8 protein-coding genes and 1 pseudogene are annotated in these 12149 nt (G+C 66.8%); 7 read left to right on the top strand and 2 right to left on the bottom strand.

The features are described 5' to 3' along the window. Positions 1 to 6 precede the first annotated feature (6 nt). Positions 7 to 903, bottom strand: coding sequence for a class A beta-lactamase (bla, locus tag QE373_RS13650; protein ID WP_309687462.1), 897 nt, complete (start codon positions 901 to 903; stop codon positions 7 to 9). A 178-nt stretch (positions 904 to 1081) separates the two neighbouring features. Here bla and QE373_RS13655 point away from each other — a divergent pair, with 178 nt between their 5' ends. Next, positions 1082 to 1945, top strand: coding sequence for a LysR family transcriptional regulator (locus QE373_RS13655; RefSeq protein ID WP_309687464.1), 864 nt, complete (start codon positions 1082 to 1084; stop codon positions 1943 to 1945). A 45-nt stretch (positions 1946 to 1990) separates the two neighbouring features. Here QE373_RS13655 and QE373_RS13660 read toward each other — a convergent pair whose 3' ends face one another. Next, a complete protein-coding gene (locus QE373_RS13660) occupies positions 1991 to 3856 on the bottom strand; it encodes an ATP-binding cassette domain-containing protein (protein WP_057506881.1) in 1866 nt (621 codons plus the stop codon). A 326-nt stretch (positions 3857 to 4182) separates the two neighbouring features. Between QE373_RS13660 and QE373_RS13665 the strand changes: the two genes are divergently transcribed. The 6 genes and pseudogenes from QE373_RS13665 (at position 4183) to QE373_RS13690 (ending at position 12141) form a co-directional block, all read left to right on the top strand. Further along, a complete protein-coding gene (locus QE373_RS13665; protein WP_309687466.1) occupies positions 4183 to 6564 on the top strand; it encodes a TonB-dependent receptor in 2382 nt (793 codons plus the stop codon). Between the two features lie 240 nt (positions 6565 to 6804). Then, the gene (locus QE373_RS13670; protein WP_309687468.1) at positions 6805 to 7113 is read left to right on the top strand and encodes a hypothetical protein; all 309 of its coding nucleotides are present in this window, start codon (positions 6805 to 6807) and stop codon (positions 7111 to 7113) included. Between the two features lie 8 nt (positions 7114 to 7121). Further along, a complete protein-coding gene (locus QE373_RS13675; protein ID WP_309687471.1) occupies positions 7122 to 8003 on the top strand; it encodes an XVIPCD domain-containing protein in 882 nt (293 codons plus the stop codon). 105 nt (positions 8004 to 8108) lie between these two features. Next, positions 8109 to 9813: pseudogene (ybaL, locus tag QE373_RS13680) on the top strand (YbaL family putative K(+) efflux transporter). Positions 9814 to 10583: 770 nt separating this feature from the next. Further along, positions 10584 to 11138, top strand: coding sequence for a hypothetical protein (locus tag QE373_RS13685; protein WP_309687473.1), 555 nt, complete (start codon positions 10584 to 10586; stop codon positions 11136 to 11138). Then, positions 11125 to 12141: a M28 family peptidase gene (locus QE373_RS13690; RefSeq protein WP_309687475.1), complete on the top strand. Its 1017-nt coding sequence runs from the start codon at positions 11125 to 11127 to the stop codon at positions 12139 to 12141. Before QE373_RS13685 ends, QE373_RS13690 begins: the two co-directional genes overlap by 14 nt. Positions 12142 to 12149 lie beyond the last annotated feature (8 nt).

Consider the following 12149-nt stretch of genomic DNA (forward strand, 5'->3'; position numbering starts at 1 on the left):
CCCACGTCAGCCGATCATTCCCTCCGCCAGCGCGGCGACCCGGGCCAGCACCGCATCGCGCTGGCCACTGTCCACGCTGGCACCCTGCAGGTAAGCGGTGAGCACCCACGCGCTGCCACCGCCCAGCGGCCACAGCACGCCGATGTCGTTGCGCGTGTCCTTGCCGTTGCTGCCGGTCTTGTCACCCACCCGCCATCGCGTGCCCAGGCCCGCACGCAACGTGGCGTCGCCGGTTTCATTGTCGATCAGCCAGTCCGCCAGCTGCTGCCGCGATGCCGGCTGCAGCGCATCGCCGAGCACGAACCGCTGCAGGCTGGCCGCACTGGCGGCCGGACTGGTGGTGTCGCGCGGGTCGCCGGGCGTGAACCGGTTGAGCTCCGGCTCGTAGCGGTCACTGCGGGTCACCGCGTCATCGTGGGAACGCATGAACGCGGTCAGCGCCGGCGGCCCGCCCAGGCGGCGCAGCAGCAGGTTCGCCGCCGGGTTGTCGCTGGTCACCATGGTCGTGCGGCACAGGTCGCGCACGCTCAGGTCCTTGCCCACGTGGCGGCGGGTCGTCGGCGCATGCTCCATCAGGTCCTGCGAGCGCATCGGCAGGCGCTCATCCAGGAACCCCGGCTGGCCCTCGGCGCGATGCAGCGCCGCCGCCGCGATCATCCATTTGATCGTGCTGCACATCGGGAAGCGCTCGTCCTGGCGGTGCCCTGTCCGCTTGCCGGTGCGGGTGTCCAGCAGGGTCACCCCAAGCCGCCCGCCGCTGGCCTTTTCCAGCGCGGCGAAGTCAGCAGCGGTGGCGATGCGGCCTGGTACGGCGGCGGGCGCGCCGCCTGCCAGGGCCGGCACGGCGAGTGAAGAGGCCAGCGCGACGGCACTGGACTGCAGGAAATGGCGGCGCGACAACATGGGCGTTCTCCAGTCGAGGTAGGCCCATGGTGGGGCCCCGGCGGGCAACCGACCAGCGCGACGTACTGGGGACAGCCCCTCGAAAATGTCATGACGGAATGAGCGGAATCCGCCACCCGCGACGGTATCAAGGTGGCGCGCTACCATCCGCCATCAATCCAGCTCAGCACGGCCTGCCATGTTGTCGCCTTCGCTTCCGCTCAACGCCCTGCGCGCCTTCGAAGCCGCCGCGCGCCACCAGAACCTGACCCGCGCCGCACTGGAACTGTGCGTCAGCCAGGCGGCGCTCAGTCATCAGATCCGCGGCCTGGAAGACCGGTTGGGCGTTCGCCTGTTCCATCGGCTGCCGCGCGGCGTGGCGCTGACCGATGAAGGCGCGGCGCTGTATCCGGTGATGAACGAAGCCTTCCACCGGATCAGCCTGGCCTTGGCACGCCTCACCGGCAGTGGCGAAAAGGAGGTGCTGACGCTGGGGGTGGTGGGCACCTTCGCCACCGGCTGGCTGCTGCCGCGGCTTGCCGACTTCGACGCCGTCCATCCGGATATCGAGCTGCGCCTGCAGACCCACAACAACCGCATCGACCTGGCCGGCGAAGGCCTGGACCTGGCCATCCGCTTCGGCGACGGCGACTGGCAGGGACAGGTCTGCACGCGCGTGCTGGCCGCGCCATTTGCGCCATTGTGCGCACCGGGTCTGGCACGCCGGCTGCGCGTGCCGGGCGATCTGGCCGGCCTGCCGCTGCTGCGTTCGTATCGCAGTGACGAATGGCCGCGCTGGCTGCAGGCCGCGGGCATCAGCGGGGTGGAAGCGCGCGGGCCGGTTTTCGACTCCTCGTTGACCCTGGCCGCCGCCGCGACCATCGGCGCCGGCATCGCGCTGCTGCCGCTGTGCATGTTCGAACAGGAACTGGCCGAGGGCCGCTTGCAGCAACCGTTCGCGCAGACGGTCGAACTGGGCAGTTACTGGCTGACACGGCTGCGTTCGCGCACGGAACGCGAACCTGCGCGGCGTTTCGCCGCGTGGTTGCAGGGCGCCGCCTGACCCACCGATGCAGGTGCGGACCGTGGTCCGCACGCGCAACGGCAGTCAGCCTTCCAGCAGCGCCATCCAGGCCGCTTCGGCCTTTTCCAGCTGCGCTGCCGTCGCTTCGCGATCGCGTCCCAGCACCGCCATGCGCGTGGCATCGGCGTAGTTGGACGGATCGGCCAGCTGCCGGTCCAGTTCGGCCAGGCTGGCCTCCAGTTCGGCCACCTTGCCCTCCGCGGCCGCCAGCTTGTGCGGGTTCGGTGCCTTCTTCTGCACCACCTGGACCACCGGCTCGGTCTTCACCGCCACCGGGGCCACGGTTTCGGCCAGCTTGGCCTTGGTGCCCTGTGCCTGCGGACGGGTACGCAGCCACGCCGCGTACTCGTCGAGGTCGCCGTCGAACGGCTCCACCACGCCATCGGCCACGCGCCAGAACGTATCGCAGACCAGGCCGATCAGATGCCGGTCATGCGACACCATCACGATGGCGCCCTCGAAATCGCTCAGCGCTTCGGCCAATGCCTCGCGCATTTCCAGGTCAAGGTGGTTGGTCGGCTCATCGAGCAGCAGCACGTTCGGCTGCTGGTAGGCGATCAACGCCAGCGCCAGCCGTGCGCGCTCGCCACCGGAGAACCCATCCACCGACTCGAACGCGCGGTCGCCGGCGAAGTTCCACTTGCCGAGGAAATCGCGGAACGACTGGTTCGGCGCGTCCGGGGCGATATCGCGGAAATGCTCCATCGGCGACTGCCCTTCGTGCAGCGATTCCACCGTGTGCTGGGCGAAGTAGCCGATCTTCAGGTCCGGGTGTGCCGCGCGATCACCGCTGATCGGATCCAGCTCGCCGACCAGGGTCTTCACCAAGGTGGTCTTACCGGCGCCGTTCGGACCGAGCAGGCCGATGCGCTGGCCCGCTTCCAGACCGAAGCCGACGTTGTGCAGGATCACCGAATCGGCGCCGTAGCCGGCCTCGACATGGTTCAGCCGGATCAGCGAGAACGGCAGCTTGGCCGGCGGTGCGAACTCGATGCGGAACTCGCGTTCTGCACGCACCGCTTCGGTGCCGGCCATCTTGGCCAGGCGCTTCATGCGGCTCTGCGCCTGTGCCGCCTTCGAGGCGGTGGCCTTGAAGCGGTCGATGAAGCTCTGCAGGTGGGCTCGCTCGTTCTGTTCCTTCTCGTGCGCGATCTGCTGCTGGCGCAACTGCTCCGAACGCTGGCGCTCGAAGTCGGTGTAGCCGCCGGTATAAAGCTTGGCGCCGCCGTTGTGCAGGTGCAGCGTGTGGGTCGCCACGTTGTCCAGGAACTCGCGGTCATGCGAGATCAGCAGCAGCGTGCCGGGATACTTCAGCAGCCACTGCTCCAGCCAGTACACCGCGTCCAGGTCCAGGTGGTTGGTCGGCTCATCGAGCAGCAGCAGGTCGCTGGGCATCATCAGCGCGCGCGCCAGGTTCAGGCGCACGCGCCAACCGCCGGAGAACGAGGACACCGCACGGTGGTGCGTGTCGGCCGGGAAGCCCAGGCCGTGCAGCAGCTTGCCGGCACGCGCTTCGGCGTCGTAGGCACCGACTTCGGCCATCTTCGTATGCGCTTCGGCCACCGCTTCCCAGTCCTCGCGGGCGGTCGCAGCGGCTTCTTCGGCGAGCACCGCTGCCACTACCACGTCGCCGCCCAGCACGAAGCTCAGCGCCGGATCCGGCAGGGAAGGCGTTTCCTGGGCCACGCTGGCGATACGCACCTTGCCGGGCAGGTCGACATCGCCCTTGTCGGCTTCCAGTTCGCCCTGCACGGCGGCAAACAGACTGGACTTGCCGGCACCGTTGCGGCCGACCACACCCACCCGGTAACCGGCATGCAGGGTCAGGTCGACGTTGGACAACAGCAGCCGCTCGCCGCGGCGCAAGGCGAAATTACGGAGGGAGATCATCGGGGGGGTCCATATAACGGAATGGAATGTGCTGGTGAGCACCTTTCCTGCGACGCAATTCTAACGTTAACGAATACTTGACGTATCCCGGGGGCGCGCCAGGGTCGTTCCTCTCTCTCCCACGGAGGTCGGCCAGCGCCTCCCGGGCTCCTCCCCCAAGACCCTGTCATTGCGGCTAAATGGTTGCTTCTGCAATGGTTTTTGACGTTACCGTCATTTGACAGGGGATTAAATTGTCGTTAATTGCTGTATTGCGCACCGCAACAACGCCGTCCCGCTCCCCGAGATGTCGCCCCGGTGCCTCCCCCAACCGGAGCCACGTCCTGATGACCCGCAAGACCAGCCAACTCGCCGCCGCCGTCGCCCTGGTGCTCGGCGCGTCCGCCTTCTCCGCCGCCGCACAGACCGCCAACACGCTCGACACGGTGATCGTCACCGGCACCCGCGTGGCCGACCGTACGGTCGCCGAATCGCAGTCGCCGATCGACATCATCACCCCCGAGGCGCTGCAGTCCACCGGCACCTCCGAACTGGCCACCGCGCTGTCGCGCGCCCTGCCCTCGCTGAACTTCCCGCGCCCGGCGCTGACCGACGGCACCAGCGGCATCCGCCCGGCGCAGCTGCGCGGCCTGTCCCCGGACCAGGTGCTGGTGCTGGTGGACGGCAAGCGCCGCCACACCTCGGCGATGATCAACGTCAACGGCAGCATCGGCCGTGGCGCCTCGGCGGTGGACATCAATGCCATCCCGATCGGCGCCATCGAACGCGTTGAAGTGCTGCGTGACGGTGCCTCGGCCCAGTACGGTTCGGACGCCATCGCCGGTGTCATCAACATCGTGCTGAAGGGCAGCGGCAGCGGCGGCAGCCTGGCCATCGACCACGGCCAGTACGCCGCCGGCGATGGCAACAAGAACCAGCTCTCCGGCGATGCCGGCTTCACCTTCGGCGACGGCCGCGGCCAGGTCCACCTGGCGGGCCAGTACAGCCAGCAGGACGAAAGCAACCGCGCCGGACCCTACCTGGGCACGACCCCGAATACCGGCAACTTCCCCGACATCGGCGAGAAGACCTTCGTGGTCGGCGATCCGCAGGTAGATGCCTCGGCAGTTTCTGCCAACGCCAGCTTCGCCTTCAGCGACAACGTCACCGGTTACGCCAACGCGCTGCTCAGCAACCGCGACATCACCTCGTTCGCGTTCTACCGTTCGCCCAACCACAGCGGCCAGACCGCATTGCTGGCCCAGGTCTACCCGGACGGCTACGTGCCGCAGATCAACCAGTACTCCAAGGACCGTTCGGTGGTGGCCGGCGTCAAGGGCAGCACCGAAAGTGGCTGGACCTGGGACCTGAGCGCCAACCACGGCGAGAACACGCTCGACTTCCACACCCGCAACAGCATCAACTACAGCCTCGGTGCGACCAGCCCGAGCGACTTCTACGATGGCACGCTGAAGTACACCCAGGACATCTTCAACGCCGACTTCACCAAGTCGCTGGACTGGGGCCTGGCCTATCCGGTCACCCTGTCCTTCGGTGGCGAGTACCGTCGTGAGACCTGGGAACAGCGTCCGGGCGAACTGAACTCCTACACCGGCAGCGGCGCGCAGGGCTTCGGCGGCTTCACCCCGATCAACGCCGTCGACGAAGACCGCGACAACTACGCCGTCTATGCGGGGCTGGAGGCCGACCTGACCGACAAGTTCTCCGCCGGCGTGACCGGTCGCTACGAGGATTACTCGGACTTCGGCGACAAGTTCTCCGGCAAGCTCTCGGCACGCTATGCGTTCACCGACAAAGTTGCCCTGCGCGCCACCGCCTCCAGCGGCTTCCGCGCCCCGTCGCTGGCCCAGCAGAGCTACCAGGCCGTCACCAGCACCATCGTCAACGGCAGCTTCGTCGAGCGCGGCACCTTCCCGGCCGCCAGCGCGGCCGCGCAGGCCCTGGGTTCGGCACCGCTGAAGGCGGAAACCTCCACCTCCTACAGCGTCGGCCTGGTGCTGCAGCCGGTCGACCGCCTGTACCTGACCGTGGATGCGTACCAGATCGAGATCGACGACCGCATCGCGCTGTCGTCCAACATCACCACCACCGGCAACACCGCCGTGGCCGACCTGCTGACCGGCCTGGGCCTGCCGCAGGTCACCGCGTTCTCGTACTTCACCAACGGCCTGGACACCCGCACCCGCGGCGTCGATGCCGTGGCCAGCTATACCGTGCCGTTCAGTGCCAGCAGCCTGGAACTGACCGCCGCCTACAGCTACAACGACACCGAAGTGAAGAAGTTCGACGCCTCGCCGGCTGCCTTCCAGGCCCTCGGCATCACCCAGGCGCTGATCGGTCGTGATGAAATCGGCCGCATCGAAGACAGCTTCCCGCGCGACAAGGCCATCGTCAGCGGCACGTGGCGTTCGGATCACTGGGAACTCGGCCTGGCCGCCACCCGCTACGGCAGCTTCACCGTGCGCAACTCGGCCACCGCCACCCGCGACCAGACCTACGATGCGAAATGGGTGCTGGATGCATCGGCCAGCTACAAGCCCAGCGAGAACTGGACCCTCACCCTGGGTGCGGACAACCTGCTGGACGAGTACCCGGACCGCACCGTGGACCTGCAGAACTCCACCTGGGGCATGCTGCCGTACAGCAACTACTCGCCGTTCGGCTTCAACGGCGCCTACGTCTACGGCCGCATCCGCTACACCTGGTAACGGCGGCCGGGAATCCGGCACGGCAGCGTTCATCACTGTCGTGCCGGGCACGGAAAGATCCGCGAGCTCGAGAATTGTGCGTGCAGGCACTCATTGGGCAATCAACGCATGCCATGATCAGGTCATGATTCATGGAGCCGTCCAATGAAGTTCCCCAGCTGTGTTCGCCCTTTACTGGCGTCTGCATTCGCATGGGCGGCAATGGTCGCGGCGTCGCTTTCCGGGTGTGCAGGAGATCACGTGAAACCGAGCTATTCCAAGTCCAGCCTTGCACCCATAGTCGTCAGCAGAGTGTCAGACACCACACTGTCGGTGCAGTTCGAAGAACCTGCAGAAAGCATGTTTTATGCGGGCGGTGTCAGCTATACCGTCGAAGCCAATGTCATGCGCATCGTCATTGATCGATGCCGCATTTCAACCGAATGTGTGACCATGCTACCGCGTCATATCGTTCCTGGCCCCGCCAAGCCTGCCAGCCAGGATATTCCCCTGCTGGCGCCGCGAGTTGTCATGGTTTTCCTGGATGGTGAAGAACAGGTCTTTCCGTGAGCGTGCCCATGGACAAGGCAGTTCTAGGAATCCACAGCGATGTTGACCCCGCCACTGAGGGCTCTTTCAATCAGTTTGTCGATGGTCATGCGTGGATAACCGTTACCCGCGGCGGCAGCACGCAGTACTACGGGCTGTGGCCGGATGAGCACCCACGTGCTGATGACAATGGACCCGGGATGGACATCCGCTCGGGGATGGAAGCTCGATTCACGCCGTCCGCCTCGCGATACTACGAGCTATCCGCCGAGCAGGAAAAGCAACTCGACCGGGAACTCAGCCAGAACGTCACCTGGTCCTATACAAATACCTGCGCATCGTGGGCATCAGCAACCGCTGCCAAGGTAACGGGGCAGCGACTGGACGCGGGCGAGTTGCTGCTCACCGATACACCTCGGGAACTGATTGAATCCATCCGGGCAGCCGAGCGCGTGCATCCTACCAGTCCTGCAAGCCCGCAGCCTGCGGCCGAATCCAGACAGGAGAACTCCAGCTCATCTTCACTGAGCCGAACTTCCATGGATATCCATCAGCAGGCCACCGAAGGCGTCCATGCCCTCGATGCATCGCTTGGTCGCGCACCTGACGGTTCCAGTCAGCGCATGGCCGCGAGCCTGGCCGTTCTTGCCCGAACGCACGGCTTGGAGCAGATCGACCATGTGGTTCTCGGGACAGCGACCGGCCCGTCGTCTGAGGGCCGGAACATTTTCATCGTTCAAGGAGGCTTGAACGATCCAGCCCACAGACGTGCGCACATGGGCGTGGAAGCCGCATTGCAGCCGTCGGTCGATGAATCGCTGCAACGACTCCAGCAGGTTGATCAGGACGCGGCCATGGCCCAGGTCGCCCCCGGACCAGTGGAACAGGCCCAGCAGCGGCAGCTGGGGTGAACGGGCGGCATCCCGTTGGCGCCTGGGTGGACGCAGGAGATCTATTTGCCGTTATCACCAGCATCGGTGAAAATCGGGACATCCCCCGATTTACTGCGAGACCTGATGCACCATGACACCGACCTGATCAACATCGTCGCCGTTGGCCTCGGGCTCGCCTTCATCTTCGGCGCGCTGGCCAACAAGCTGCGTTTGTCTCCGTTGGTCGGGTATCTGGTCGCTGGCATCTGCGTAGGTCCGTTCACTCCCGGCTTCGTCGCCGACCAGGCACTGGCCAACCAGCTGGCCGAACTGGGCGTGATGCTGCTGATGTTCGGTGTCGGCCTGCACTTTTCGCTGAAGGACCTGATGGCGGTGAAGGCCATCGCCATCCCCGGGGCCATTGGCCAGATCCTGGTGGCCACCCTGCTCGGCTGGGGCGTGGCCAGCCTGATGGGCTGGCCGGTCATCCACGGCATCGTGTTCGGTTTCTCGCTGGCCACGGCCAGTACCGTGGTGCTCCTGCGCGCGATGGAAGAACGCCGCCTGCTGGAAACCCTGCGCGGCAAGATCGCCGTCGGCTGGCTGATCGTCGAAGACCTGGCCTGCGTGCTCGCCCTGGTGATGATGCCGGTGCTGGCCGGCGTGTTCGGTCCCGATGCCGCCAGGGAAAACCACAGCATCGGCAGCGTACTGGCCGACATCGGCTGGACCTTCGTGCAGCTCGGCCTGTTCGTGGCGGTGATGCTGGTGGTCGGCCGCCGGGTCATTCCATGGATCCTGGAACGCATCGCCGGCACCGGATCGCGCGAACTGTTCACCCTGGCCGTGCTGGCGATCGCGCTGGGCGTGGCCTTCGGTTCGGCGATGCTGTTCGGCGTGTCCTTTGCGCTGGGCGCGTTCTTCGCCGGCATGCTGCTCAACGAATCCGAACTCAGCCACAAGGCGGCCACCGATTCGCTGCCGCTGCGCGATGCGTTCGCCGTGCTGTTCTTCGTCTCGGTCGGCATGCTGTTCAACCCGATGATCATCGTCGAACACCCGTGGCAGGTGCTCGCCACGGTGCTGATCATCATGTTCGGCAAATCGGCCGCCGCGTTCTTCATCGTGCGGGCATTCGGCCACCCGACCAGCACCGCGCTGACCATCTCGGCCAGCCTGGCGCAGATCGGCGAGTTCGCCTTCATCATTGCCGGGCTTGGCGTGGCCCTGCAGATCCTGCCGCCTACCGGACAGTCACTGGTTCTGGCCGGTGCGCTGGTGTCGATCATGCTCAACCCGCTGGTGTTCGGCCTGCTGGATCGCTGGCAGGCCCGCCAGCTTGCGCTGCAGCCGGCCGAACCGGAGCCGGAAGAAGCCGACGGTCCCTCGCGTGACCTGCATGACCATGCCATCGTCATCGGTTATGGCCGGGTCGGCAGCGAACTGGCCCAAGTACTGCGCGACAAAGGCGTGCCGGTGCTGGTCATCGACGATAACAAGGAACACGTGGAAAGCGCGCACGCAGCAGGCATCGCGGCGATCCGCGGCAGTGCCGCGGCCCGACCGGGTACTGGCCGAAGCGCATCCGGAGCGCGCCAAGATCGCGGTGCTGGCCATCCCGCAGCCGCTGGAAGCCGGCGAGGCGCTGGCCAAGCTGCGCGCGATCAATCCCGGCCTGACCCTGCTGGCCCGGGCACACAGCGATGCCGAGGTGCGCCACCTGCTGGAACATGGTGCCGACGGCACGGTGATGGCCGAACGCGAACTGGCGTATTCGCTGGCAGAGATGATCATGTCCACCCCGCCCTATCGCACGATGGGCCAGCAGCACAGCATTCCGGTGGTGTGAGCCCTGGCCGCCGCTGGCGGCCGCCGATTCGGAGAATGTCCCCGGCCGACCCGCATCGGCCGGGGACTGCCTTGCCACGCCCTTGGAGAGGCAGGCCCACCGTAACCCAGACAATGCGCCGCGGTGATGATGCTGCGCCATGACGACCAAGCCGGACGCCATCAGGCGCACGCGGAGCAGTGCACCCGGCGACAGCGAAGCGCTTGGCAGCATAACGGGCATCTGCCTGCAGGGGACGCATCTGGCCCTTTCTGCGACGGCACGCGCGAGGCCACGCTGTAGGCCTACCGCAGACCGGAGAAGGCCTCATGCAGATGGACCCGGCAACTACCGCAAGGCAGCGTAACGGAACGTTCCTCAACACGCTGCGGGGCGCTGCGCCGCCGTCGCGAGCCGCCCGCCAGCATGCACGATGGGGCAGCGGAACGATCCCGTTGCGGCTGCACAACAGCCCGGCCAACCTGGTCACCGGCGTACTGTTGCTTACCAGCCTCGCGCCCGGCCCCTCGCTGCCAGGACCGGTGGCCGCGGGTGGCCGCGCGCCCCAGCGGATGCAGGACCCATCCTCTCCCGTGGTGGCCTTGTTGCCGTCCGCGCAGGCCAACGCGCCTTACAGGGCGCTGCCTGTCGACCTCCCTCTTACCGGAGCATGCAGCCCCAGCGCGGTCAGCAATGGCGTCATTACCGCCTGCATCACGCACCCGCGCCGCTGCGCGGCCGCGCTTACCGCCGGCACCCTGGCAGCCGTCGGGGGTGTGGCGTATGCCGGCATGGTCGCGGCGACAACCGCCCTGGCCCATGCCCCGGTGCCGCCGCCCTATCTGGCCGGCGATGCGCCTGCGCCGCACGATGAGGTGCAGGCTGCCGTCCACCAGGCCAGCGTGCTGGAAGGCGATGGCGCCGTAGCCTCGCTGGAAGATGCGTTGCTGCAGATCGCGCGCGAGTGCCGGGATGACCGCAGCTGCCGCGCCCGTGCCATCAACGAGCTGCTGCAGCACGTGCCTTCATCCACGCTGGCGCAGTTGCAGCAGATCGTCGCGCGCACCGCAGTACCGGCGCAGGAAGGCCGGCAGAACGCGTGGCCGTTGCCCGGCACGGCTGCGGTGCCGTTCAGCGCCGTGTCCCAACTGCACGAACTGGCCAGCACCCTGGCGGACCTGTACACACCGGCGGTGGCCGCGTTCCAGGACGACATGGAGACGATCGTCGGGCGGCACGCAGCGCGCACGCGCTGGCCGCGATGGAAGCCCCGACCAGATCCAGCAGCGCTGGATCGCTGCCAATGCCTACCGACAGCAGGCCATTGCCGGATTGCTGGCGCGTGATGTCGGCCAGGTCGCGCACCTGCCGTATACGCTCCATGGGCTTGCGCACCTGTTCATCGCAGACGGCACCGAAGCGTTCAACCTGCATGCCACCGTGCCCGCAGCCGGCACCACACCGCCCACGCGGCGCGTGCTGCTGGTCGCCCACAGCGACATGATCGGCCGCGCGTTGGGCTCGGAGGGCGCATATGACAATGCGTCCGGCGTAGCCACGCTGCTGCATATCGCCCGCCAATGGCAGCGTGATCCGTCCAACAACGGCACCCAGCTGGAGCTGCTGGTCACCTCGCATGAGGAACTCGGCTTCCTTGGGGCACGCGCTTACGTGGCCGACTGCCTGCAGCAGGGCAACTGCCCCGACTTCGTGGTTAACGTGGACATGGTCGGCCGGGGTGGCCATGCCTATGCGATATCCGGCACCGAACAGCTGGCTGGATCGCCGCACCTGGGCCAGCCGTCGATGTACCTGCAGGCACCGCCGGTCAGCCCCATCGAACAGCGCGCGCGCGTGCAACTGGAACAGCGCCTTGCCGCACGGGGCTTCACCCATCCACCGGCGGAGGACGCACCGTGGATGACCTCGGACAACATCGCGTTCCAGAATGCCTCCATCCCCTGCGTAGGCCTCAGTCAGGTCAGTGGCGCCGACGCCCGGCAGTGGAAGCAGTGGGAAGACGCCCGCAAGACGTGGCAACGGCTGGACGCGGCAGTGGACTGGGAGCGCTGGGAGGCTCGGCAGAAGGGCGCGCAGCTGCCGCCAGAACAGGCGCGGGTGCTGGACCAGCGTTACCAGGCCGCGGCCGCGGCATACGCCGTTTACCGGCGCCTGCGCGAACAGCATGCGAATGCGCCGCCGAATCTGATCCATGGACCACGTGACCGCCTGCATCGCGTCAATCCCGCAATGGGCGTGGACTTCGCCGATGCCCTGCTGGATGGCCTGCGCCACCTGCAGTGGGACGCCGAGTCGCCAGCCGCTGATTCTGCATCCCTGCACCACTGAGATCATCC

The organism is Stenotrophomonas sp. SORGH_AS_0321, from assembly GCF_031453215.1.
Lineage (GTDB): Bacteria > Pseudomonadota > Gammaproteobacteria > Xanthomonadales > Xanthomonadaceae > Stenotrophomonas > Stenotrophomonas chelatiphaga.

What these genes read in the sequence shown, in the direction of transcription:
- bla (WP_309687462.1), bottom strand. Translation starts at nt 903, where the DNA reads ATGTTGTCGCGCCGCCATTTCCTGCAGTCCAGTGCCGTCGCGCTGGCC.
- QE373_RS13655 (WP_309687464.1), top strand. Translation starts at nt 1,082, where the DNA reads ATGTTGTCGCCTTCGCTTCCGCTCAACGCCCTGCGCGCCTTCGAAGCC.
- QE373_RS13660 (WP_057506881.1), bottom strand. Translation starts at nt 3,856, where the DNA reads ATGATCTCCCTCCGTAATTTCGCCTTGCGCCGCGGCGAGCGGCTGCTG.
- QE373_RS13665 (WP_309687466.1), top strand. Translation starts at nt 4,183, where the DNA reads ATGACCCGCAAGACCAGCCAACTCGCCGCCGCCGTCGCCCTGGTGCTC.
- QE373_RS13675 (WP_309687471.1), top strand. Translation starts at nt 7,122, where the DNA reads ATGGACAAGGCAGTTCTAGGAATCCACAGCGATGTTGACCCCGCCACT.
- QE373_RS13685 (WP_309687473.1), top strand. Translation starts at nt 10,584, where the DNA reads ATGGTCGCGGCGACAACCGCCCTGGCCCATGCCCCGGTGCCGCCGCCC.